Here is a 24,507-nt window from a genome sequence, read left to right as displayed (position 1 = left end):
CGTGCTCACCGCGGCCGCCGCGTCGACGGCTGCCAATCCCCTGCCTGATGCGACGTACGGATTGAACGTGCAGCAGCGCAGCCGCGATGCCAACGCGACGGACCTGTCCGTGAGCGTCCAGTCGTACGACACCACCACATACACCTTGCCCGATGGTGAAAAGGTCGAGCTGAGAAAGCCCATCTATGCGTTCAAGGGCCCGGCACCGGCGAAGTACTCCGTGCGCCAGGCAGCGCAGATCGTGGGCATGGGGCTGATCGAAGCGATCGACGAAGCCACCATCCTGGCGCTTGCCGACCCGACCGACCGGGACGGCGACGGGGTCAGGGGCGTTCCGAACTGGGTGACCAATCCTGAGAACGGCAAGGTCCACCTCGGCCGCTATGGCTGGAAGGCCGCGAAGGCCACGTTGCGCCAGCAGATCGGCGACGCGTTGCTCAAGGACATGGGCGTCACCAGCCCGGTGTTTCCGTCGCGCGGCTGCCAGCGGCTGGATCCGGACTGCCGCAACGCGACTGGCGCCACGGCGATCTCCGAAACCGAACTGGAGCGCCTTTCGGACTACCTTTCGCTGTTGGCAGTACCCGCGCAGCGCAGCCTGCGTAGCGGATTCCCGGCCGACACCCGCGTCTCGCCGGAACACGACGTGAACACTGGGCAGATCGTGCGCGGAAGCACGCTCTTCGCGCAGGCGCAATGCGTGGCCTGTCACACGCCCCAGCTGAAGACGGGCGCAAAGCATCCCTTTGCCGAGCTGCGCGATCAGACCATTCGCCCCTACACCAACTTGCTCCTGCACGACATGGGACCGGGGTTGGCCGACACGCTGGCCGAGGGCAAGGCCACCGCCAGCATGTGGCGAACCGCGCCGCTGTGGGGCCTGGGATCGCTGAACTATGTACAGGGCAGCGACCAGAACGCGCGCTACCTGCACGACGGTCGCGCGCGCACGCCGATGGAAGCCATCCTGTGGCACGGCGGCGAAGCGGCTGCGAGCCGCAACAAATTCGAAGCGATGTCGAAGGAAGAGCGGGCCGCGGTGATCGCTTTCCTGAGCTCCCTGTGACGCACGCCGACATGACGACATTGCAGGTGAGCCCGCGTTCGCGCGAGGAGCGCCGGCGGCTGCTGGTCGCGGCCGTTGCGACCCTCACTGCGGGAGGCCTGGCCGCCTGTGGCGGCGGCGGCGGCGCTGGCGGAATCGGCAGTGGTGGCGCAAGCGTCGGTGCCGGTGGTAGCGGTGGCAGCGGTGTCGCGAGCGTCGATACCCCGGCTTCGCCTCCGGCAACGGGCGCACCGGTGACCGCGCCGGCGTCGGGAAGCGGCCCTGGCCTTGGCAAGAGCGCAAAGCGTGGCGTCGCTTACGACCTCGCCACGGAGCAGGACATGGATGCGCTCGCGCCGGGAGTCAGCTGGTGGTACGACTGGGGCCTGCGGCCGAACACAGGCGCTCCATCGGACCATGCCACGCGCTTCAGGATGGACTTCATCCCGATGCTCTGGGGCGACTTCAACGATGCGCAGGCACTCGCCTTCCTGCAAGCGCATCCGGAAATCCGGCACCTGCTGTTGCTGAATGAGCCGAACCTTGTCGACCAGGCCAACCTGACGCCGACGCAGGCCGCGCAGCTGTGGCCGCGCTATGAGGCGATCGCCGCACGGACCGGCGTGCGACTCGTCGGTCCCGCAATGACCTGGGGCACGATGCCGGGCTTTGCCGATCCGGTGGTGTGGCTCGATGCTTTCCATGCTGCCTACCGTGCGACCAACGGCAACCGCGATCCGCAGATCGACTATCTGGGTTTCCATTGGTACGACTACGGCCTCGAGGGACAACTCGACCGCCTGAAGAAATACGGCAAGCCGTTCTGGGTCACCGAATTCGCCAACTGGCACGACGGTGACGGCAGTGCGCAGATCGACACCGTGGAAAAGCAAATGGCGCAGATGACCGAGCTGGTCGCACTGTGCGAGGCGCGCGCTGACGTGTTCCGGTACGCATGGTTCACCGGCCGATGGACGCAAGGCGGCGATCCGCACCACACGAGCCTGCTTGCAGCCAATGGTCAGCTCACGCCGCTGGGCAGCCACTACCTGCGGCTGCGGTTTGAGGAAGGGGCGCGGATTTCCAACCCTTGATGCTCGGCAGAGGCGTTCGCTCCCGCGCGCTGATCGAGGGCGCCGCGTGTGGCTCGCGAAGCTTGGCCGCGACCCAAGGTACTTCAATGCTGACGGGCAACGAAGCTCAAAGATCCAGGATCCCGCGTCGCAGCGCGATGGTTACGGCGTGGGTGCGGTCGTTGGCGCTGAGCTTGGGCAAGATGCTCTTCATGTGCGTCTTCACCGTGCCCTCGGAGATGGAAAGTTCGACGGCGATGAGCTTGTTGGACTTGCCCGAAGCCACTCCCCGTAGCACCTGCATCTCGCGATCGGTCAGAAGATCGTCCGCGACGTGCTCTGCGATCTCGGTCGCGATCTCCGCCGGCACGCGGCGCCGTCCCGAATGGACCACCCGGATGGTATCGATCAGCTCCTTGCGCAACAGGTTCTTGAGCAGATAGCCCGAGGCGCCGGCCTTCAACGCGGCGGCTGCCTGCACATCGCCTGCATAGGTGGTCAGCACCACGATGCGCGCGCCCGGAAACTCGGCGCGGATGCGAGTGATCGCCTCGATGCCGCTGATGCCCGCCATGCGCAGATCCATCAGCGTGACGTCGGGTCGCAGGCGCCGGAATGCCTCGACCGCTTCCTCGCCGCTCGATGCTTCGCCCACGAGCGTCATGTCCTCCTGCGCATCGAGCACCGCGGCGATGCCCTCGCGCAGCAGCTGATGGTCGTCGACTGTCAAGATGCGGATGGGCTTGGGTTCGATGTTCATGGAGGCGTTCCTGCTTGTTTGATGCCGCGCTGTTGCGGTCTGAAAATGGCGCGCAATGCGACCGCCCAGCGCTTGAGTCCGGTCGGATTCTGTTCCACCCGCGGGTAGGCGACGCTCGCGGGCACGCGCAGTTCGGCCTCGGTGCCGACCCCCGGCTTGCTCCAGAGCTGCAGTTGCGCCCCGAGCTTGTGGGCGCGCTCGCGCATGCCGATCATTCCGAAGTGGCCGGGCCGCCCCGCCGCGAGCATGTCGGAGCCGATGCCCTGGCCATCGTCGCGCACGCGGAGCTGAAGTGATTCGTCGCCGTAGGTCACTTCGATCTCGATGTGGAGGGCGTGGGCGTGCTGGAACGCGTTGCCGAGGGCCTCGCGGGCCAGCAGCAGGCCTTCCTCCTGCACGATCGGGTGCAGCGGCCGCACCGCGCCCTGGACGCTGAGGCGAAACGTGGCGGGGTGCAGTTCGGCCAGATGCGTGCCTTCGATCGCGAGGGCCTCTTCGAGCGTCCTCACATCGCTGGCCGAGGGGCGCAGGTCCTTGACCTTGTCGCGGCTTTCGGCGAGCAGGCTGTCGGCGCGGTCGAGAGATTTCTCCATGAGGACGCGGGCGGGCTCGTCGGGCGGGATGCGGTCGGTGGCGGCCTGGAAGCGCAGGATCAGGCCCTGCATGCCTTGCAGCAAGGTGTCGTGCAGCTCGCGCGCGATGCGCTCGCGCTCGGCCAGGCGGGCTTCGAGGCGGCTGCGGATCTGGGCCGAGACCTGGCGCAGGCGGAACTTGTAGAGCCCGAACAGAAGGAGCAGGACGCCGAAAGCGCACAGCGCGCTGAACCAGCGCGTCTGGTAGAAGGCCGGCGCGATCGAGAACGCCATCGATGCGCCGGTCTCGTTCCAGACCCCGTCGTTGTTGGCCGCGATCACGCGGAATCTGTACTCGCCCGGACCCAGGTTCGCGTACACAGCTTCGCGCCGCCCCTCCCCATCCTGCCAGTCGCGATCCAGGCCTTCGAGCTTGTGCCGGAAGCGCACGCGTTCTGGCACCGTGAGACTGCCCGCGCTGTATTCGATCTGCAGGCGGTTGGTGTGCACGGGCAACTGGATCGCCTCTCCCGTGTGAACGTGTCGGTTGTCACCGCTGGTCAGCGCCCAGATCTTCACAGGCGGCGGCATTGTGTTGCGCACGGGCCGGCGAGCATCGATCGAGACCAGCCCCGCGGTGGTCGCGAACCAGATGCGGCCATCGGTCGCTTCGATCGCCGAAGGCGTGGGCCGCAGCTGCGGCGCGGTACCCGGCACTCCGTCCAGGTAGGTGAAGGTGTCCAGCGTCGCGCGATGCAAAGGATCGAGGATAGCGGCCTCGATGTTCTCCCGCGTGATGTGCGAAATGCCCGCCACGCCGTTGAGCCACAGGTCGCCGTTGCGCGTGCGCACGATGCCCGAGATGCCCCGCAACGGAACGGCCGACATGCCCTGGATCGTCGTGAAGCGTACGCCGTGGTAGAGCGCGAAACCGCGTTCACCGCCAATCCAGACCTCGCCGTCCCGCGAATGGATCGTCATGATGCCTCCGACATCCAGGCCGTCACGGGCATCGAACATCTGCACGGCCTGCCCCCGGACGCGCGCGAGCCTGCCGTTGCGGTAGCCGAGCCATAGATCGCCATCGATCCCGACCTCCATCGCGAGCGGCCCTCGCTCAGGCAGTTCATCAAGACTTCCGTTCCTGCTCCAAACGCCATCCTGAAGACGAAACAGGCCACGAAAGGCGGAAATCCACACGCCGCCCTTGGCGTCGCGGATCAGCGCCTGGACGGGGAGATCGCCCGTCTGCGCAGGCAGTGGCTGCATGACGAAGCGCCCGTTCTCGACATGCGCAAGCACCTTCCCAGCGCCGAACCACAGGGTTCCGTCGGTCGCACGATGCGCCGCGCTGAACATTGGCGTGTCGTGGCGGCTCAGGATCTTCCCGTCCCGGCTCTCCGAAGTCTCTCCGACACTGCGGCAGGTGATCCAGAGCGCGCCGGCGTCGCCAGCCGCGAAAGCCGTCGGTGAACAGTTCTGGGCATAGCGCACGACGTTGCTTGGGCTGAGGCGGTCGAGCCCGTTGTAGGTGCCGATCCAGACGTTGCCCTCACGGTCCTGCAGGATGGAGACCACTTCGTTGTGGCTCAGGCCTTCCGAGGCGAGGAAAGTCTCTTCCTCAACCTTGCCGGATTCCAGCGCCCGGGCCGGCACGCGGCGTAAGCCGCCCTCCGTCGCCGCCCACAGATTGCCATGGCGATCGAATGCGATCGGCCGAAGGAGCCGACCCTTGAATCCCCGCAAAGACACCTCGCGGTGGGCGAAGTTATCACGCGCACCCCGGACGCTGAACAGCTGCGATTGTGCAGCCGCCCAGACCTCGCCATTCGGCGCCTCGGCCAAGGCATTGGCAGCGCTTAGAAAGAACGGGGCGCGCAGCACCTCGCGGAAGTGCGGCTCCCCCTGCGGACGCGCGAAGAGCGCCTCGGAGGTGGCCACCCATTGGACGCCCTCCCGATCGATGAGAAAGCCCCGCACCGAGTTGTCAAACCGCACCGTGTCGACGTCGGCCTCCCAGCGCTCGCCCTTGAGCCGCGCCAGCCCGGTGGTCGATGCGGCCCACAGCACCCCGTTTGAATCCAGTGCGAACTTCACCACCGTCGCAAGTGGAAAACCGTGGCGGTCGCCGTAGTACGTCACGCGTCCGTTCCTGATGTAGCTCGCGCCACCGCGGACAAAACCGACCCAGATCCCGCCGTCCGGCATCGCGGCGACGCTCGACACCTCGTTCGACGGCAGTGGATCTTCCGATGCCGAGGGATAGCTGACGAAGCGCAGGCCATCAAAGCGGCTCAGCCCGCCGACGCCGCCGATCCACAAGGTGCCGTCGGGCGCCTGCGCGATCGCGCTCACGGTGCTCGGTGAGCCGTCTAGTGGCGTGTACGCCCGGTGATTGAGCAGTGGCAGCGGCGCGTCCAGCCCCTGCGCGCACGCAGAGCCGAACTGGATCCACACGATTAAAACTAAGAAAAAATGCTTCAAGCCGCGCGCTCCGGGGCGCATTTTTAACACGGGACGGGTAGACCCGTCTCCCTCGAAAGTGGCGCTTTACCCTACCCGGATATTGAGTGCCCCAGCTCCATCATCTGGCGCATCCTCTCTCGTGTGCAGAGGCTTTTCACCATGTTTCCCGACGGGCTGCCGGGGCTCGCGCTCGTTGCGCTGCGGGCGTCGGTCGTGCTCGCGCTGTTCGCCGAGAACTACGCGTTCAAAGACGCGCTCTCGGTGTGGCTCCAGGGCGCCGGACTCATCCTGGCCATTTCGCTCAGCTTGGGATGGCTCACGCCTATCGCCTCGCTCCTTGCACTCGCGTCGCACGTCTGGACCTGGACGCTACTGGGTACCCCGAGCCTCGCGCTGCTGAGCCTCGTGATGCTGGATGCGCTGGCGCTGTGCCTTCTGGGGCCCGGGGCCTACTCGTTGGACTCTTATCGCTTCGGCAGACGCGTGGTTGTCGTTCCCCCGCCCTGATCACCGCACGGACGCGCCCGCCCTATCTGGGCAGCGCGGAACCCCCACTTCGGGGCGTGACCTTTGGCTCCCCCGCACGAAAGATGTGGTGTCGCAGCCTCATCGTGAAGGAGTAAAGATGGAACACACAAATCCCTGCTCCAGGCGTCCAGCCTCGGAGACGCTGACGGTTCCTACGGTCTTCATTGTGGAGCCCGACGCATCGATCCGCGAGCGATTGACGGGATTGGTAGAGAGCGCCGGCTGGCATTCAGCCGTGGCCGCGAGCGCCGAAGAATTCCTGGACCGGCCGCGCGTCGTTGCGGCGAGCTGCCTGGTGGTCGAGCAGCACCTGCCGTGCATGAGCGGCCTTGAGTTGCAACGCCTGGTGGCCGATCGTCGCGAGATGCCGGTCATCGTCACCAGCCGTCTGGCCGACATCCGGACGACCGTGAAGGCGATGAAGGCCGGTGCGTTCGAGTTCCTCGAAAAGCCGGTGGCCGAAGCGGCGCTGCTACGGTCGATCAAGCTCGCGATCAAACAGGCCTGTGACGAACTCGACGAGGTCGTGCGCATCCGCGAGCTGGAGCGCCGCTGGCTGACCCTGAGCTCGCGCGAGCGCGAAGTGATGCGCCTCATCGTCACCGGACGACTGAACAAGGAGGTGGGCGCCGACCTCTACATTTCCGAGATCACGGTCAAAGCCCACCGCGGCAGCGTGATGCGGAAGATGCGCGCCCGCTCGTTCGCGCAGCTGATCGGCATGGGAGCCGATCTCTCCTCAGCAACGCCCCCGCTTCAACTCCAGTAGGCGCACCCCGAGCCCTGCGGGCGCTCGAACGCTTCTGCGCAGACCCGCGGCAGCCCGCAGGGGCGGGCCATTCTTCCCCAGAGCAACTGGAGGCCGGCGTTGCGTGTGGCCAGGGACGCGCCTGTCGCCACCTCGCGGTGTCATCGCCGGCTCACACATGCAACGGCTGCTCACGCCGTGGCGATCCAACCCAACGGCGGACGCGCCGCACGCGTGCTGATATCGGTTACCACGTTCTCGGCGAGGCCGGCTGTCTCGCCCATCATGTCCAGCGGCGGCTGGCGGGGCTTCGACGCTCAGATCCATGTGCGCCCCATTCGCCGCATGGCGTGCCCGGAACAGCTCCGTCAACAGATCCTGCTGCCGGGGGCGGCACTCCGACTCGAAGGACAACGACGCAGATGTGCCATGGGTGCGAACACTCCTCCTGTTGATGTCGTGAGGTCGGCCGAACGACCGCGGGGATAGTTCCGTCCGCCTCGGCCCCTTGCCTGCCTGTGCCTGGGGCGGGCATCCGACTGTCACTTTGGTAGCACGGACTTCACCGCCGCCGGCCCGATGCGAGAGAAGCAGTGCGCTCGTACGCTGCAGAACGTCGTCCAGCCTTTCCAGAGACTGGCCTCGCACAACGTTAATTCAATTGACTGGATTCGGCCCCATGCTCTTGCATGAAGCACTCCTGCAGCACGGCAACGGCGTCGCGCTTGGCGTCTTGCTGCTCTTTGCGGGCTGCGGAGACTCGAAGCCGACTTCGCCGGTCGCACAGGTGCCGGAGGTCGAAGTGGCCGTCGTGCATCGGCAACCGGTGCCGCTCCGCACCGAGCTTCCCGGACGCACATCGGCGTATCTCGTGGCGCAGGTACGAGCGCGGGTCGACGGGATCGTCCTGAAGCGCGAGTTCGAGGAGGGCTCGGACGTCAAGGCCAATCAGCTGCTGTACCGGATCGATCCTGCTCCGTATCGCGCTGCGCTGGACAGCGCTCTGGCGACGCTGCAGAACGCACAGGCGAATGTGGTTGCCGCCAATGCGTTGGCGCAGCGTGACAAGCAACTCATCGGCGCCAACGCAGTGAGCAAACAGGAACTGGACAACGCGATCGCCGCACAGGGCCAGGCGCAGGCCTCGGTCACCTCGGCCAAGGCAGCCGTCGCGTCAGCACGGATCAACCTTGCCTACACCGACGTCGTCTCGCCGATCAGCGGCCGGGTGGGTATTTCTCAGGTTACCCAGGGCGCCTATGTGCAGGGCGGCGTAGCGACGCTGCTGGTGACGGTGCAGCAATTCGATCCGATCTATGTCGACCTGAATCGGTCCAGCCTGGCCGGCCTTCAATGGCGCCGCGACATCGCTTCCGGAAAGCTGAAGCAGAGCGGCGCGGACGCCGCGAACGTGCAACTCACGCTGGAAGACGGCACGATGTACCCGCTGTCCGGCACGCTGGAGTTCACGGATGTCACGGTCGATGCTGGCACCGGCTCGGTGACCATCCGCGCGGTCTTCCCGAATCCGGATCACCTGTTGCTGCCGGGCATGTTCGTTCGCGCGAGCATCGACCAAGGTGTGGATGAGAACGCCATGCTGGTGCCACAGGTCGGCGTCACTCACGATCCAAAAGGCCAAGCCACGGTGTTCGTCGTCGGGGCAGACAACAAGGTGGCAACGCGTATGGTCCAGGCGACCCGCGTCGTCGGCGACCACTGGGTGGTCGATGGCGGCCTGGCGGAAGGCGAGAAAGTCATTGTGGCCGGCCTCCAGAAGGTGACGGAAGGGATGGCTGTGCGCCCGATCGGATCGCCAGTGGTCGCAGCCCCCGTCGCAGGTTCGAGCGGCCTGCCGGATCGCCCGGTCGTCGAATACAAGGCGTACCGGAAGTAGTCCGCGATGGCCAGATTCTTCATCGACCGGCCCATCTTCGCGATTGTCCTTGCGATCCTCGTCATGCTCGCAGGTGCCCTGTCGATCTTCACTCTGCCGGTTGAGCAATATCCGCAGATCGCGCCACCCTCGGTGCAGGTCTCAACCACCTATCCCGGCGCCTCTGCGACCACCGTGCAGGACACGGTGGTGCAGGTGATCGAGCAATCGATGAACGGCATCGACCATCTGCTGTACATCGCCTCGGTCGGCGACGATACCGGCCAGTCGACCACGACATTGACCTTCGCGCCGGGAGCCAACCCGGACATTGCCCAAGTGCAGGTGCAGAATAAGCTGCAGCTCGCCACGCCGCTGCTGCCCTTGCAGGTGCAGCAGACCGGGGTCCGCGTCACGAAGTCCAGCGGTGCTTCGTTGCTGGTGCCCGCCTTCGTATCGACGGACGGCAGCATGAACAAGTTCGACATCGCCAACTACGTCGTGTCGCATATCCAGGACCCTGTGAGCCGGATCAACGGCGTGGGGAACCTGAACGTCTTCGGCACACAGTACGCGATCCGAATCTGGCTCGATCCGCAGAAGCTCTACAGCTATGCGCTCACACCGGTCAACGTCACCGAGGCGGTGGCAGATCAAAACGTGCAAATCTCCGGCGGCCAGCTGGGTGGTGCGCCGGCCGTAGGCCACCAGCAGCTCACCGCGACAATCACCGCCGCGACGCTGCTGCGCACGCCGGAAGAATTCGGAGCGATCCTGCTGAAGGAGCTGGCTGACGGTTCACAAGTGCGCCTGCGTGATGTCTCGCGCATCGAACTCGGTGCCGAGAGCTTCGCGGTCGATACCCGGTACAACGGAAGGCCAGCCGCAGGCATCGCAGTGCAACTCGCCACGGGCGCGAACGCATTGCAGACCGCCAAGGCCGTGCGCGCGCGCATCGAAGAACTCTCGCAGTACTTCCCGCCCGGCCTCAAAGTCGTGTATCCGAACGACTCGACGCCCTTCATCAGGGAGTCGATCAAGGAAGTAGTGAAGACCTTGTTCGAGGGCATAGGGCTGGTCATCCTGGTCATGCTGCTCTTTCTGCACAACATTCGCGCAACCGTCATTCCCGCTATCGCGGTGCCGGTGGTGCTGCTCGGGACCTTCGGCGTCATGGGGGTGCTGGGCTTCACGATCAATGCGCTGTCCATGTTCGGGTTGGTACTGGCAATCGGCCTGCTGGTGGACGATGCGATCGTCGTGGTGGAGAACGTGCAGCGTGTCATGGAAGAGGAGGGCCTCCCCGCGGTCGAAGCGACCCGCAAAGCGATGGGGCAAATCTCCGGCGCGCTCGTCGGCGTGGCGATGGTGCTCTGCGCGGTGTTCGTGCCGGTCGCTTTCTCGAGCGGCACCGTCGGTGCCATCTATCGCCAGTTCTCGCTCACGATCGTCTCGGCGATGCTGCTTTCGGTGTTTGTTGCACTCACGCTCACGCCGGCATTGTGCGCATTGATCCTGAAGCCTTCCAGGGATGCGGGCGCACAGACGACGGGATTCGTCGGTTGGTTCGAACGAAACTTCGAGCGGGCGCGAATACACTACGTCCACGGCGTGTGCCATGTGATCGGCCGCTCCGGGCGCTGGTTCGCGGTCTATGCCGTGATGCTCGCTGCCGTCGTGTGGCTGTTCAGCCATCTGCCGACCTCCTTCCTGCCGACCGAGGACCAAGGCTTCCTGTTCATCCAGGTGCAGACGCCGCCAGGCGCGACGATGGAACGCACAGGCGTTGCGCTCGATGCCATTGCAGACTATCTGGCGACGAACGAGGGCGATACCGTCGAGAGCAACTTCCTGGTCAACGGCTTCAATTTCGCCGGCCGTGGCCAGAACCAGGGGCTGGTGTACGTTCAGTTGAAGGACTGGAGCCAGAGGACGCGTCGTGCATTGAGCGCCAATGCGTTGATCGGGCGACTGGGCCAACGCTTCGCGTCATACAAGGACGCGGTGATCATCCCCATCAACCCGCCTGCGATACAGGGACTGGGCACAGCCGCCGGCTTCGACTTCCAGTTGCAGGATCGCGGCGGCGTCGGCCATGAGCGGCTGACTCAGGCGCTCGACCGGTTGCTGGAGCTGGCCAGGCACGAGCCCGATCTCGCCCTGGTGCGCCGCAACGGACTGGCGGACAACCCGACCTTCCGGATCGACGCGGATCGCGAGAAGGCCAGCGCCCTTGGCGTCTCCATCGCGGACTCCGACCAGGCCTTCTCGATCGCCTGGGGATCGCGGTACGTCAACAACTTCCTTGATACCGACGGCCGCATCAAGAAGGTCTATGTGCAGGCGGACGCACCCTTTCGCATGAACCCCGAGGACCTGGACCGTCTCTACGTGCGCAATGGCCAGGGCGGCATGGCACCATTCTCGTCGTTTGCCCGAGGTTCATGGACCTTTGGCCCGGCGCAACTGCAGCGCTACAACGGCGTGTCTGCGATCGAGATCCAGGGTCAGGCCGCGCCGGGCCGGAGCACCGGCCAGGCCATCGCCGCGATGGAGAGACTGATGAAGCAGATGCCGCAGGGCATCGGCTTCGAGTGGACCGGCGTGTCGCTGCAGCAGCAGCAGTCCGGCTCGCAGGCGCCGTACTTCTATGCGCTGTCGATCCTGGTGGTGTTCCTCTGCCTGGCCGCGCTGTACGAGAGCTGGTCGATACCGGTCTCGGTCATGCTGGTCATCCCGCTCGGCGTGGTAGGGGCGTTGGCCGCGACATCGCTGGCCGGCCTCTCCAACGATGTCTACTTCCAGGTGGGTCTGCTCACGACGATCGGGCTGTCGGCCAAGAATGCCATCCTGATCGTGGAGTTCGCCCGCGACCTGCAGGCCCATGGAAAGAGTGCCCGCGACGCGGCCATCCAGGCAGCGCACATGCGGCTGCGGCCGATCGTCATGACCTCCCTGGCCTTCGGGCTGGGCGTGCTGCCGCTGGCGCTCGCCAACGGCGCGGGTTCGGCCAGCCAGAACGCGATCGGCGTCGGCGTGATCGGAGGGGTGGTCACTGCCACCTTCCTCGCCATCTTCATGATCCCGATGTTCTACGTCGTCGTCGCGAGCAGGTTGGCGACGGCCAGGCACGCGCGCCCGCTACAGGCCACGTCTGCCAGCGCGACGCTCGAAGGTGGCTGAGATGCGCATCCTCAGGTCTGGGGTCCTCGTGCTGGCAGCGGCGACCGCCCTGGCAGGCTGCTCGCTGCAGCCTCGCTATCAGAGGCCCGCTGCGCCCGTCGCCGCCGCCTGGCCCGAGGGTGGGGGCCGCGCAATGCCTGCGGGCGTTGGGGCAGGAAAGCAGACGGCCGCAGAGATCGGCTGGCATGATTTTCTCGCCGACGAGCGTTTGCGTCGCCTGGTGGAGTTGGCACTGCGCAACAACCGCGACCTGCGCGTCGCTGTGCTGAACGTGGCGCAGGTCCAGTCGCAGTACCGTGTCCAGCGCGCTGCCTTGTCCCCTCAGGTCAGAGCCGGCGGCGAGGGCTCACGGTCGCGCACGCCCGGCAGCGTAGCGCAGGGCGGCAAGCCGCTGGTCGCGAACTCCGAGACGGTGCGGCTCTCCGCCGCGTGGGAGATCGACTTCTTCGGACGCTTGCAAAGCCTCGACGATGCGGCATTCGATCAATACCTGGCCAGCTCGCACGCGCGCCAGGCGGCGCAGATGCTGCTGGTTTCCCAGGTTGCCGACCACTACCTCAGCATGCTCGCATTCGACGAGCAACTCGCCGTCACGCGCAAGACGCTCGAGGCTGTCAGTGGCTCTCTCGCCATCGTGCAACGCAGGTTCGACGTGGGCACCGCCTCCGACCTCGACCTGAGCCAGGCGCAGACACTGGTCGAGCAGGCCCGGGGCAGAGAGGCCGAGCAGCTGCGCCTGCGCGACCAGGCGGAGAACGGACTGGTGCTACTGGTTGGAGAGACGGTGCCGTCATCCTTGCCACCGCCTGTGCGGCTGAGCGATCAGGCGATTCGGGACGATGTCCCGGCCGGATTGCCATCCGACCTGTTGACGCGCCGACCGGACATCCTGGAGGCCGAAGCGCTGCTGCGCTCCGAGAACGCGGACATCGGCGCTGCCCGGGCGGCGTTCTTTCCGCGGATCACACTGACCGGGACATTCGGCTCGGCGAGTTCTGCACTGGGTGGGCTGTTCGGTGCTGGATCGACCGCATGGTCGTTCGTTCCCTCCCTCGTGGTGCCGATCTTCGACGGCGGGACCAACCGCGCCAATCTCGACATCGCGAAGGTGCGAAAGGAGATCGGCGTCGCGCAGTACGAGAAGGCGATACAGACCGCATTTCGGGAGGTCGCCGATGGCCTCGCCGCCCGGGCCACCTATGGCGACCAGCTCGCGTCCGCTCAGCGCTTCACCGAGGTGGAAGACAGGCGGGTGCGGCTCGCGCAGCTGCGCTACGAGGGCGGCGTGGACGGATACCTCCAGGTACTGACGGCCCGGACGGACCTGTACAACGCCCAGCTCGCGCTGGCATCAGTCCGCCTGAACCGATTGGAAAGCCTCGTCGATCTTTACCGCGCGCTCGGTGGGGGATGGATCCGGGATACCGGCGACCCGAAGGTCGACGCCGATGACTGACACGCGACGAGCACACGCCATCCTGGCGAGCTTCGAATGGGCGGCGCCATGTCCCGTTCAGGCATCGGGTCGATCGACAGGCACCGAGAACTGGAAGGTGACGCCGTTCGAATCATGCGGCTCCGCCCACAGGCGACCACCGTGGCGCTCGATGATCGAGCGGCTCACCGATAAGCCGACGCCCATGCCCACGCTTTTGGTCGAGTAGAACGCGTCGAAGATCCTTTCCACGTTCTGACCATCGAGTCCTACACCTGCATCCTCGACGCTCACGCACACGTGATCGCCCCCTTGCAGATCGGTGCGGATCACCAGCCGCCGCGGGCGGTCGTGCACATCAGCCATTGCTTCCGAGGCATTGCGAATCAGATTCAGAATGACCTGCTGGAGCTGGATGCGGTCGCCTGTGACCAAAGGCAGGCTGTCAGCAAGACCGAGTTGAAGGATCACCTCGCTCCTCTCAAGCTCACCCGACAACATGGCAACGACTTCACGCGTCGCATCATTCAGATTCATCGGCTCCAGCAACAAATCGCCGTTTCGGAAGAGAGTACGCAATCGGGTGATCACATCCGCGGCCCGATTGCCGTCACGTAGGGTCCGCTGCGCGGTCTCGCGCGCGCCGTCGATATCCGGGGGCTCGGCATTCAGCATCCGAAGGCCAGTGCTCGCATTGGTGACGATACCCGATAGCGGCTGGTTGATCTCATGCGCGATCGATGCGGACAGCAGCGATATGCTCGCAACCCTGTTCGCATCCAGCAACTTGAGCTCCACATCGCGGTGGCGCTGCTCGCTGTCGCGCGCGGCCTGCTCGGCCTTCTTGCGATCCGTCAGGTCAAGGACGAAGGCGACGCCTTCTATCGGCGACCCGTCGAACATCGCGATCCCGATCAGGACCGGGACGATCGTGCCGTCCTTCCTGACGTATTCGCCCTCGAAGGGTGGGGCCACCGTGGTCGCCTGAAGGGTCCTCATGATCCGATCGTCATCCTCATCCCACGAGGCTGGCATCAAGTCCCGCCAGCGGACCTGACCCGACGTCAGTTCGTCGTCGCCGTAACCGACGATCCGCCCAAACGCCTGATTGGCGTCAAGGATCCGGCCGTCCAGGTTCCACGTGAAGATCCCGATGATGTTCGAGTTGAACAGCCGGCGCACCCTCCCTTCACGCTCCTGCACGTCACGGTACAGGCCCGCGTTCTCCAACGAGACCGCGGCTGCTGACGCCAGCAGCTTGAGAACGGTCATGCGGTCCGAAGTGAAGACATCGCGCACCAGATTGTTTTCGAGGTAGAGAACGCCCAGCAGGCGCGTTTGCTTCAGAAGCGGCAGGCAAAGCAGCGACCGCGTGCCATGAAATCGAATGAATTCATCGTTCGAGAACTCGCTCATCTCGGAACACGCGTCCTGCAGCAACACGTTCTCCCTCGTGCGAAGCACATACTGAAAGACAGATCCCGGGAGATCGGCGGAGGTGAGTCCGGCCGGGCGCAGAGAAACGTCGATGCCATCACTGCCCATCCTGGCCTCCGCCGCGATTCTGTGCTCGTTGTTGCGGGGAAGAACCAACACACCCCGTTCGGCGCCAGCGAACTCGAGCGCGGCGCGCATGAGGGTGTCGATCAGCTTGTCAAGGACGATCTCACCGGATATCGCCTCCGAGACCTTGATCACAGTGGCCAGGTCAAGCTGTTCGACGGAACTCGCGATGATCCGGCCAGCATCGCGCATTGGCTTGCCTCCTTTCACATTCAAGTACCGCTGATCAAGCTGGCGCACCTTGGCGTCCGCGCCCCAAAGGAGATAGCCCTGTCGAGCCTCCCGCAAGTACCAGTTGGCGATCCTCTCGAAGCCGCGATCTGCATGGAACCGTCCAGCCAGCTCGTTGGCCAGTGCTTCGTTGTGAATGAAGCCTCCGGCACTTGCCGATTCGATGGCACGTTCGTACAAACGCTCGGCGATGAGTTCCTTTCCCTGTATCCGGGCAATCTCCGCTTCGACGAGCGCCGCGCGGTTGAAGAAGTTGTCGGGGCAGGCATCGGCCCAGGCGTCGAGCCTCGCGTGGCCTGCCAACAGCGCCGCCATGTGTCGCGTCCTTGCAGCGGTCGATGCCGATTCAAACGCCGCCGCATGGCTGAGTGCGTCGTAGAAGTGGTACTCGACGGTCTCCAGGTGGGACATCGATGCTTCGAGAAGGGGCTCGGCGTGTGCTGACGCCCTGAGGGCACTCACGTAGTCCCCCGCCAAGAAGCTGGCTTGCAGCTTTCGGATCCAGTACCAGCATCCTGGAAGCGCCAGCGCAGAGTCGTTGGCAACCCGATGCTCGAACTCCTCTTCGGTGAAGTTCGCATCGTCAAAGCAGCCGAACCTCTTCGTCAGGCCGCGCAGGGTCCGGATGAGTCCCAGTTGGCCGGCCATCCAGCTGGCGATCATCCCGAATTTCACCTTTTGCGCAAACGCCTGGCCCTGCTCGGCCTCCCGCTGCACTTCCGACAGCGGGTCGCCACTGAAGAGCAGGTTGGTATTGAGCTGGGCGCGGGGATAGGCTGCATAGGTGACATCGCCAACGCGATTCGCCTCGTCAAACGCGCGGACCAGATATTCGCGGCCCGTACGCACATGTCTCGTCCACGGGGTGATGAATCCAAAGATCGTGTACGTCCTGGCGCGAAACTGTGACAACTCCGCACGCTCGACCAGATCACACCCCAGCCGCCCAAAGCGATAGCCTGCGTCGTAGTCGCCGAAATGAGGGCCGGCCAACATCGCAAGGAACTCGTAGGCCAGTGGCGACGCGACGCTGTGGCCCTGCTCGAGGCCAAGGCTGACCGCGCGGCATACGGCCACGGCGAAGAGGTGTGAGGAGGCGAAGAACCCGGGCACCGCCACCCTGATCATCAGGTCCAGGATCGCCAGCGAGGCCGGATCGCTCATCAGTGGCAGGTTGATGAGTTCCCCGACGCTTTGCCCCGTGAGCTGAGATTGAATGCGTTCGAATGCCTGTCGCGCCTCGCTCTCCGTGGGGCGCGAAGACCAGTCAATGCCGACGAGGTGCAACACCTCGAGTCCGACCTGAAGGGCCTTCTCGTTTTGATCCATCGACTGATACAGGTCTACCAGCAGGCAGGCCGCGCCCGCGCGCTGCGCGATGGAAGCCACACGGCTGGAAAGCGCGCACAATCGCTGCTCCGCTTCGGCAACGGCTCCAGACGCGATGTCGACCTGCGCGCGCTCCAGTTCCACTGCATACAGGAGTTCGGGGCGACGCAGCCAACCGTCGTCGCCCAGCAATACTGCGCTCGTCATCAGATAGCCACGGGCAGAGGCATGAGCGGCTGCGGCCTGCGCACGCTTGCCGGCGAGGAGATTGAACGCGGCCAGTCGGTCGCGCTCGTCGTGGCTCGAGATGAGTGTGATGGCGCGATTCAGTTGGTGCACGATGTCAAAGACAATCTCTTCCTGAACTTCGCTGGGTGTGTGCGCTACCAGGGATCGACCGATTCGCAGATGGAACTCGGCGCGTCCGGCGCTCGGAATCAGCGCGTATGCCGCTTCATGGATGCGGTCGTGCACGAACCGATAGGAGTTCTCGGCGCGTTCTACAAGCTCCATGCGAAGCGGCTCCCGAAACTGGAGGTGAACCGCTTGATCAGCAATGCCTTGCACGACCGACAGAGTGGCAATCGTCGCGGCGTTTCCAAGACACGCAAGGTGCCTCAGCGCGTTCTGCGATTCAACCGACAAACGGGCCATCTTCGCGATCATGAGGTCGGCGACGTTGTCCGTATAGCGCATGGCGCGGATACGATGCAATTCCCACGACCACTTGGAGCGCCGACGATCGAACTTGATCTGTCCCTCGTCCACCAGGGCGGCAAGGAACTGATTCACAAAGAACGGGTTGCCGTCGGTCTTCTCGAGGACCAACTGCACCAGCCCGTCGACTCCTTCCTCGTCGCAACGCAACGCGTCTGCGATCAGCTGAGAAACCTGGCCATACTCAAGCGGCCGCAGGTTGATTCTGTGGATCGGTGTCCCCGCTGCGTCGAGCGCCTCGAGCTTTTGCATCCACGGATGATTCGGGCCGACCTCGTTGTCCCGGTAGGCTCCGATCAGCAATAGATACCGAACGTCCTGCTGCACCAGCAGATCTTCAACAAGGTCCAGCGTTGCAATATCGAGCCACTGCAGATCATCCAAGAACAGCACCAGAGGTTGCTCCGGACGCGAGAAGACGCCAATAAAGCGTCGAAGCAGTCGCTGCAGGCGCCGTTGCGCGTCATGAACCGGTAGTTCGGGCGCCGGCGGCTGCTCTCCGATGATCAGCTTCAACTCCGGAATCAGGTCCGTGATGATGCGACCGTGCGGGCCCACGACATCGAGCACTATGGATCGCCATGGACCGAGCTCGGCTTCGCTCTTGCCGAGCATGGGCCGGACGAGGCTTCGGAAGGCTTGCGCAAGCGTCGAGTACGGAATGTCCTGCTTGTACTGATCGTACTTTCCAGAAGCGAACAAGCCACGTGAGGGAAGGAGCGCCCTGTGCACTTCGCTGGCCAACGATGACTTGCCGATGCCCGCAGGGCCCGAAACCAATACAAGGGAACTCTTGCCGCTTTTTGCAGTGACGTCGAAGCAATCGAGCAACGTCTGGATCTCGGGCGTGCGGCCGTAGAGTTTCTCGGGAACCACGAGACGACCTGGCAAGTCGGTGCCCCCCAGAGGAAAGACGTCGATGCGCCCAGCAGCATGCCATTGAGCAGCACATCGTCTGAGGTCCGACTCAAGGCCAACCGCGGTCTGGTATCGCTCCTCTGCGGTCTTGGAAAGGAGCTTCATGACCAATTCGGAGATCGGGACGGGAATCTCGACACCGGTCAAGATCAGCCGGTCGCGCGGAGGAATGGGCTTGCGCGCAATGTGACAGTGAATCCACTCCATAGGGTCCGTCGCCGTAAAGGGAAGACTTCCCGTCAGCATGCGATAGAACGTGACGCCCAGTGCATAGAGGTCGCTGCGCGAGTCAATCGAACGATTCATCCGCCCGGTCTGTTCGGGCGCCATGTAAGCCAGCGTTCCGACAATCAACTCGGGGGGCACGGGGGCTTGACGTTCCCTGGGCAGCTGGGAGGCGATGCCAAAGCCGGTCAGCCAGACCCGGTCGTTGATCTCATCCACGAGGATGTTGGAAGGCTTGATGTCCTTGTGGACAAGCCCACTGGCATGCATGCCAGCGATCGCAGACGCCATCGCCACAGCGAGGCGAAGAAACTTGCCAGGCTCCGACAGTCTTCCGATCGCCAGTTCCAGCGGGCTCGCCTCCAAAGGCTCGAGCAGGAGCATGGTCTTCCCCCCATGCCGCACAAGTTCAAGGGGGCGGGCGGCCCATTCGCGGTCCAGCCCTTCTCTCAGCGAGTGCTCGTGAACCAAGCGATCGATGCTTGCAGGGGTTGGGTGCTCCGCGGACGGCATGACCGCCAGCGCCGCTTGACGGATGCCGTCCGAATCGTCATGCCATGTGCGACAGAAGAGTCGCTCATCGTCTTGCCAGAGTATCTGTATAGGGCGATTCATACCGCCGCCGGCAGCGACCATGTGGTCATAGTCATCGTGTGCCACCTCGCCGGGGCAAGCGTGGCCCACACGCGCGACTCGAGCAGCGTGACCCAGGCCGCCCGCCCGGCAACATGGTGAATCGCCTCTGCATGCCAGAGAGCGTACGCCAAAATGCGCGGCGCCGTCACTCAACACCCGGGCATGACAAGGCGCCACTTTCGAGGGAGGCCGAAACCCAGCATGTGGGTTAGGGAGTCTCTGCGGGCTCGCCGGGATTGCCACCAGGGCGGCTCACCCCGCGGGCAAGCAAGTCGATGGCGAGCAAGTCCGGCGCCGCATTGTGCAGCATCAGCTAGCGCACGCAAGCCCTCCGCGGCCGCACGCACCAGTCACGCTCAGGAGGCGCTACTTGATCTCCAGTATCCAGCGCGCAAGCGTCAACGCCTCGGCCTCCGTCACCTGGGGCTGTGCCGGCATCGGGGTCGGACCCCAGACACCGATGCTCCCTTCGCGGATCTTGCGTGCGAGCTTCACGTCTGCCCCCTTGTCGTCGGCGTACTTGGCCGCGACGCTTGTGAAGGAGGGGCCCAGGAAATTCTGATCGGTCTTGTGGCAGATGACACAGTTCTTGGTCTTGTACAACTGCTCGTCTGCGACCGCTGCGGCGCTCGACAACGACAGCCCCACAACGGCTAGGACCACGATTGATTTCATATCATTTGACATCCAAAATTACAAAGGGAGTGGCCCCCGCGCATCGTTACGCGCGCGACGCTACCGGCTTTGAGTGGCTCGGCTTGAGCATCCCAGGCTTTCCATCGCGAGCCTGTGAGAATCGTGCCCGCGAACTGTCCCCCCGACTATCCGTCATTGGTCCAGGTCGCTGCATCGCATTCGGAGAGGTCTTGGCATCCGTCGTCGGCCCGAAAGTCGCGATCTGACACGCGCCTCGAGAAATCTAGGTCGTACCGGCTTCCCTGAGGATGACGGGGATGGTGAACGCGAAGGTGGCGCCGCCATCGGCATTGGGTTCGACCCAGATGCGTCCACTGTGACTTTCGATGATGGTTCGACTGAGCGAGAGCCCGATTCCCATGCCGCTGCGCTTGGTCGTGAAAAACGGTTGGAAGATCTTCTCGGGATCTTCAATGTCAATGCCCACACCGGCGTCTTGCACGCTGAGGCGAACGCTTTGGTCGCCATCTCGGTTCGTCCGAATGACGACCTGTCTCTGTCGGTCACGAATGGCGCTCATTGCATCGGAAGCATTCACCAGGAGGTTCACGATGACCTGCTGCAGTTGCACCCGATCCGCAGGAACGGTCGGAAGGCAGTCAGCAAAGTCGGTGTGGACGACAATCTGATTGCGCTGAAGATCGCTCGAGAGCAGCGCCACGACCTCGGCGGCGGCCTCATTGAGATCGACGTTCTCGCTTCGCTCACTCACTTTCGAGAAAAGTTTGCGCAGGTGAGCCACGACTTCGGACGCACGGTTGCCGTCCCGTATCGTGCGGCGCGCAGTTTCAATGGCACCCTCCACGTTCGGTGGATTCAATGCCAGCAGGCGCAAGCAAGTGCTGGCGTTGGTGATAATCCCCGACAACGGTTGATTGACCTCGTGAGCAATCGATGCGGTCAGCGCTCCGAAACTCATGACGCGTGTCACGTGGGCGAGTTCCGATCGGACTCTATCGAGTGTTCGCTCGGCAAGCTTGCGCTGCGTGACATCTTGTACTGCACCGAGACATTCCAGGCTGCCATCCGCATGGCAGATCACCCGGCCAAATACCTGCACGTGCTTGATCGTGTCGTCTGCCATTTGCAGCCGTATCTCGTACTCAGGATTGTCACGGCCCGATCGGACATCTCCCATCTTTTGGGCGAGCAACGGCAGATCGTCCGGATGAACGCGATCGCGAATCCGATCGAAAGTCACAGTCGCGTTAGGCTCGAATCCGAAGATGCGGTTCAGCTCCTCGGAGAATGTGAGATCGTCGGTGGTCAAGTGCCAGAAGAAGCTTCCGGTCGCGCTGATGCGCTGGCCCTCCGCGAGAAAGGTCTCGCTGCGCTTCAGCGCGGCCTCGGCGAGACGCCGATCTTCGATGTCAGTGTTGACGCCGTACCATTTGACAACGGCGCCAGACTCGTCGCGAAGCGGATTCACGCGAGACAGAAACCACCGGTACGCGCCGTCGTGGTGTTTGATCCGCGCTTCAACTTCGCCGCCTGTCCCGGCAGTGCGGAAGCCTTCCCAAGCTCTTTCGACAGCGGCCAGGTCATCCGGATGGATGCTGCTCGTCCAGTTCCAGTCGCGCATCTGGGCCACTGAGCAGCCCACATAGTCCAGGTAGTGCTGGTTGAAGAAATCTGCGGTGCCGTCCGCACGCACGGACCACGCCAGCGCAGGGATGGTGTCGATCGTGAGCCTGAGGTTGCGCTCGCTGGCTTCAAGGGCTCGCTCCGCCCGTTTCCTGTCGTCGATGTCGACCAACAGGGCGTACCATCGGACGATGGATCCCGCAGCGTCGCGGTGCGCTTGGCCACGGATGTGGAACCAGCGATACGCACCATCGAAGCGCCGGACCCTCGATTCGTAGTCGTAAGGCTCGCCGGTCGCGATCGCATGCTCGAAGGCGGCGACAGAATGAGCGAGGTCGTCAGGATGGGTGCTGCCGCTTGTCGCCCAGGTACTGGCTTCCTCGAAGCTCTGTTTCAGGTAGTCGAGAAACTGCTGGTTGGCACCTTCGAGCTGGCCATCCGGAGTGAACAGGCAGATCATTCCGGAGATCGTGTTGATGATGAGCCTGAGATCGATCTCGCTCGCTCGCAAGGCCTCCTCGGCACGCTTGCGATCCTCAATGTCAAGGCAAGCGCCGTACCATCTGACAATCGCACCGTCCTCGCCCCGCAACGGATTGTCCTGAAACAGGAACCAGCGATATTCGCCATCGAAGCGGCGCATGCGGGCCTCGATGTTGATCGGCGTGCCCGAATGCAGCGCTACCTGCCACTTCTCCACGAGTCTGGGCGCATCATCGGGATGAACCGCATCGCCCCAACCCCAACCCAGGGCCTGCGTCTCCGAGAACCCGGTGTACCGAAGCCAGCGCTCGCTGAGAAAGTCGCAGTACCCATCCGGACGCGTGGACCACGCCGGTGCGGGAAGAGCGTTTATCGCCAATCTGAATCTGTGCTCGCTCTCGGCAAGATGCTGCTCGGCGCGTTTTCGATCATCAATGTCTGTCAGAAGACCGTACCATCGCACGATCGCTCCGTCGCCGTCGCGAAGCGGATGTCCGCGAATCTGGAACCAGCGATAAACGCCATCGAAGCGCTTGAATCGCGTTTCGAAGTCGTAGGGTTGGCCGGAGGCCACCGATCCCATGAAGCTGGCGATACAGTGCTCACGGTCATCGGGATGCGTCATCCCGTTGGTCGCCCAGCGGCCTACTTCTTCGAGCGGTTGCCGGAAATAGTCGAGCAGCTGCTGATTGCCTCCGTTGAGTTCCCCGGTCGGGGAGAACACCGCGATCATCCCCGCGACGCTTTGCACGATCAGCCGGAATTCGAGTTCGCTTTCCCGCAGAGCCTCTTCTGCTCGACGCTTCTCGTCGATGTCCGAAAGCAGAACGTACCAGCGGGCCACGTCACCGCTGGTATCGCGTAGCGGATGCGCACGAAGCTGAAACCAGCGATAGACACCACTCACGTGCCGAAGTCGAAGTTCGTATTCGAAGGGCGCACCAGACGCGACACCCTGACCGAAAATGGGGAGCACGCGAGGAAGGTCGTCCGGATGAACGATGCCGTTCGACGCCCACTGCCCCGTGTCGGCAAGCGCAGGGCCCAGATACTCACGCGTTCGGCGGTTCTCGAAATCAACAGCCCCTGATTCGGCCAGAATCACAACGAGGCCCGGAATGGTGTCAACGATCAGTCGCAATTCTCGTTCACTGTCACGCTTTGCGGCATCTGCCTGCTTCAAGCCGTCGATGTCCGAAAGAAGCACATACCAGTGTGCAACGTCGCCCGCGCTGTCACGAAGTGGGTGCGCGCGCAGTTGGAACCACCGATACACGCCGTCCAGGTGGCGAAGGCGAACCTCGTACTCGAAGGCCTCCCCCGAGGCGACACCGCCTTGGAAAACCGGAAACACGCGCGGTATGTCGTCGGGATGGACGATGCCGTTGGTTGCCCAACCCTTCGCGGCCGACAAATCCATGCGAAGGTAGTCCACGGTGCGGCCATTGACGAATTCGACCTCACCCATTGGCGTGAGGATCACCACCAGGCCCGGAATGGTATCCACGATCAGGCGCGCCTGACGTTCGCTCTCGCGCAGCGCCTCCTCGGCTCGCTTCTGGTCGTCGACGTCGGTCAGTAGCACGCACCAACGTGCGATCTCGCCTGTGCGAGCGCGCAGCGGAAAGCCGCTGTTCTGCATCCAGCGGTAGGCACCATCCGCACGGCGCAGACGCTGCAGGATGTCGTAGGGCTGACCTGCGGCCACCGAGCGTGCGAATGTCTCGGCGACCTCAGGCAGGTCCTCAGGGTGTACGGTGCCGTTGGTGCCCCACCGCTTCAGCTCTTCGAGGCTTTGTCCGAAGTGTTCGAGCAGTTGCGTACTGGCCACTTCGACGTCACCCTTCGGCGACAGTAGCGCAACCAGGCCAGGAATCGCGTCGACGATCGAGAGCGATTCTCTTTCTGCATCCAGAAGAGCCGACTCGACGCGCAAGCCCTCCTTTCCCTCTTGTTCCAGAAGTCGCGCCTGCTGATGCGCCAGCGTCGCCTGGTTCGCTGCGACCTCCAGGAGGAGCCTGTCGGTCTGCTCGGGGAAACTTGCCCGTGTCGAACCGGCGACAAGGACACCGAGTTCAGCGCGAAATCCCAGCGGCACTCGTGTGACCCACACTTCCTCACCATCGAGATGCCAGCAACCCCGCGGGGGATCGCTCATCGTCCCATCCCCCAAGCACTGCAGCGCTTCGCCGAAGTCTCGTGCGACACGCATCCCGGCCCATCCGTCGCTGACCCGGACCGTTTCCTCCGGCTCACGCGCTCGAGGAGTATTGATGCGAACGTAGATGAACGATTTGCCGAGCACTCGGGCCAGCGCCTCGAGCAAGGCGTCGACCATCGCCGCCGGATCGGAGCCGGACCCGAGGGAGCCAACGCCCATGAGACTGCCCAGGTTGTCCAGGAAGCGGCGAACGCGGGCCATCTCCGCCACTGCTGACC

The 24,507-nt window shown here is 64.0% G+C and carries 12 protein-coding genes; 7 read left to right on the top strand and 5 right to left on the bottom strand.

Annotation, left to right across the window (positions count from 1 at the left end; translation table 11 throughout):
* A partial coding sequence (locus QTI45_RS32955) for a di-heme oxidoredictase family protein (RefSeq protein ID WP_286657354.1) occupies nucleotides 1–1,066 on the top strand: 1,066 nt, incomplete at its 5' end.
* Nucleotides 1,063–2,139, top strand: a complete 1,077-nt coding sequence (locus QTI45_RS32950; RefSeq protein WP_286657353.1) for a glycoside hydrolase family protein — start codon at nucleotides 1,063–1,065, stop codon at nucleotides 2,137–2,139. The genes QTI45_RS32955 and QTI45_RS32950, both read left to right, overlap by 4 nt.
* 106 nt (nucleotides 2,140–2,245) lie before the next feature.
* On the opposite strand, the gene QTI45_RS32945 is transcribed toward QTI45_RS32950, so the two are convergent.
* Together QTI45_RS32945 and QTI45_RS32940 are read right to left on the bottom strand one after the other, a co-directional pair.
* Nucleotides 2,246–2,878, bottom strand: coding sequence for a response regulator (locus QTI45_RS32945; protein WP_286657352.1), 633 nt, complete (start codon nucleotides 2,876–2,878; stop codon nucleotides 2,246–2,248).
* Complete coding sequence (locus QTI45_RS32940) at nucleotides 2,875–5,934, bottom strand: sensor histidine kinase (RefSeq protein WP_286657351.1); 3,060 nt, start codon at nucleotides 5,932–5,934, stop codon at nucleotides 2,875–2,877. The genes QTI45_RS32945 and QTI45_RS32940 overlap by 4 nt, the downstream gene beginning before the upstream one ends.
* A gap of 141 nt (nucleotides 5,935–6,075) precedes the next feature.
* Between QTI45_RS32940 and QTI45_RS32935 the strand changes: the two genes are divergently transcribed.
* The 5 genes from QTI45_RS32935 to QTI45_RS32915 all read left to right on the top strand — a co-directional run bounded on the left by QTI45_RS32935 (nucleotide 6,076) and on the right by QTI45_RS32915 (nucleotide 13,707).
* The gene (locus QTI45_RS32935) at nucleotides 6,076–6,423 is read left to right on the top strand and encodes a hypothetical protein (protein WP_286373226.1); all 348 of its coding nucleotides are present in this window, start codon (nucleotides 6,076–6,078) and stop codon (nucleotides 6,421–6,423) included.
* A 118-nt stretch (nucleotides 6,424–6,541) separates the two neighbouring features.
* Nucleotides 6,542–7,213 carry a response regulator transcription factor gene (locus tag QTI45_RS32930; protein WP_286657350.1) on the top strand — a complete coding sequence of 224 codons (672 nt, stop codon included), beginning with the start codon at nucleotides 6,542–6,544 and terminating at the stop codon, nucleotides 7,211–7,213.
* 658 nt (nucleotides 7,214–7,871) lie between these two features.
* Nucleotides 7,872–9,089, top strand: a complete 1,218-nt coding sequence (locus tag QTI45_RS32925; protein WP_286657349.1) for an efflux RND transporter periplasmic adaptor subunit — start codon at nucleotides 7,872–7,874, stop codon at nucleotides 9,087–9,089.
* Between the two features lie 6 nt (nucleotides 9,090–9,095).
* On the top strand, nucleotides 9,096–12,251 hold the full coding sequence (locus QTI45_RS32920) for an efflux RND transporter permease subunit (RefSeq protein WP_286657348.1): 3,156 nt from the start codon (nucleotides 9,096–9,098) through the stop codon (nucleotides 12,249–12,251).
* A 1-nt stretch (nucleotide 12,252) separates the two neighbouring features.
* Nucleotides 12,253–13,707: an efflux transporter outer membrane subunit gene (locus QTI45_RS32915; protein ID WP_286657347.1), complete on the top strand. Its 1,455-nt coding sequence runs from the start codon at nucleotides 12,253–12,255 to the stop codon at nucleotides 13,705–13,707.
* Nucleotides 13,708–13,764: 57 nt separating this feature from the next.
* Here the strand turns inward: QTI45_RS32915 and QTI45_RS32910 are convergent, their stop codons facing one another.
* From QTI45_RS32910 to QTI45_RS32900, 3 genes are all read right to left on the bottom strand, one after another.
* The gene (locus QTI45_RS32910; RefSeq protein WP_286657346.1) at nucleotides 13,765–19,305 is read right to left on the bottom strand and encodes a trifunctional serine/threonine-protein kinase/ATP-binding protein/sensor histidine kinase; all 5,541 of its coding nucleotides are present in this window, start codon (nucleotides 19,303–19,305) and stop codon (nucleotides 13,765–13,767) included.
* Nucleotides 19,306–19,671: 366 nt separating this feature from the next.
* Entirely contained in the window at nucleotides 19,672–19,980 is a 309-nt protein-coding gene (locus QTI45_RS32905) for a c-type cytochrome (RefSeq protein ID WP_286657345.1), read from the bottom strand.
* Nucleotides 19,981–20,224: 244 nt separating this feature from the next.
* Nucleotides 20,225–24,490 (bottom strand): PAS domain-containing sensor histidine kinase, encoded by a 4,266-nt coding sequence (locus QTI45_RS32900; RefSeq protein WP_286657344.1) that lies wholly within the window; start codon nucleotides 24,488–24,490, stop codon nucleotides 20,225–20,227.
* Nucleotides 24,491–24,507 lie beyond the last annotated feature (17 nt).

Source organism: Variovorax saccharolyticus, from assembly GCF_030316765.1.
Taxonomy (GTDB): domain Bacteria; phylum Pseudomonadota; class Gammaproteobacteria; order Burkholderiales; family Burkholderiaceae_C; genus Variovorax; species Variovorax saccharolyticus.
The sequence above is the reverse complement of the archived record's forward strand: the minus strand, read 5'-3'. Positions and strand labels throughout refer to the sequence as shown.

Excerpts from the sequence above, each read along its gene's own strand:
- QTI45_RS32945 (WP_286657352.1), bottom strand. The coding sequence starts at position 2,878 with ATGAACATCGAACCCAAGCCCATCCGCATCTTGACAGTCGACGACCAT.
- QTI45_RS32935 (WP_286373226.1), top strand. The coding sequence starts at position 6,076 with ATGTTTCCCGACGGGCTGCCGGGGCTCGCGCTCGTTGCGCTGCGGGCG.
- QTI45_RS32930 (WP_286657350.1), top strand. The coding sequence starts at position 6,542 with ATGGAACACACAAATCCCTGCTCCAGGCGTCCAGCCTCGGAGACGCTG.
- QTI45_RS32925 (WP_286657349.1), top strand. The coding sequence starts at position 7,872 with ATGCTCTTGCATGAAGCACTCCTGCAGCACGGCAACGGCGTCGCGCTT.
- QTI45_RS32920 (WP_286657348.1), top strand. The coding sequence starts at position 9,096 with ATGGCCAGATTCTTCATCGACCGGCCCATCTTCGCGATTGTCCTTGCG.
- QTI45_RS32915 (WP_286657347.1), top strand. The coding sequence starts at position 12,253 with ATGCGCATCCTCAGGTCTGGGGTCCTCGTGCTGGCAGCGGCGACCGCC.
- QTI45_RS32910 (WP_286657346.1), bottom strand. The coding sequence starts at position 19,305 with ATGGTCGCTGCCGGCGGCGGTATGAATCGCCCTATACAGATACTCTGG.
- QTI45_RS32905 (WP_286657345.1), bottom strand. The coding sequence starts at position 19,980 with ATGAAATCAATCGTGGTCCTAGCCGTTGTGGGGCTGTCGTTGTCGAGC.
- QTI45_RS32900 (WP_286657344.1), bottom strand. The coding sequence starts at position 24,490 with ATGGCCCGCGTTCGCCGCTTCCTGGACAACCTGGGCAGTCTCATGGGC.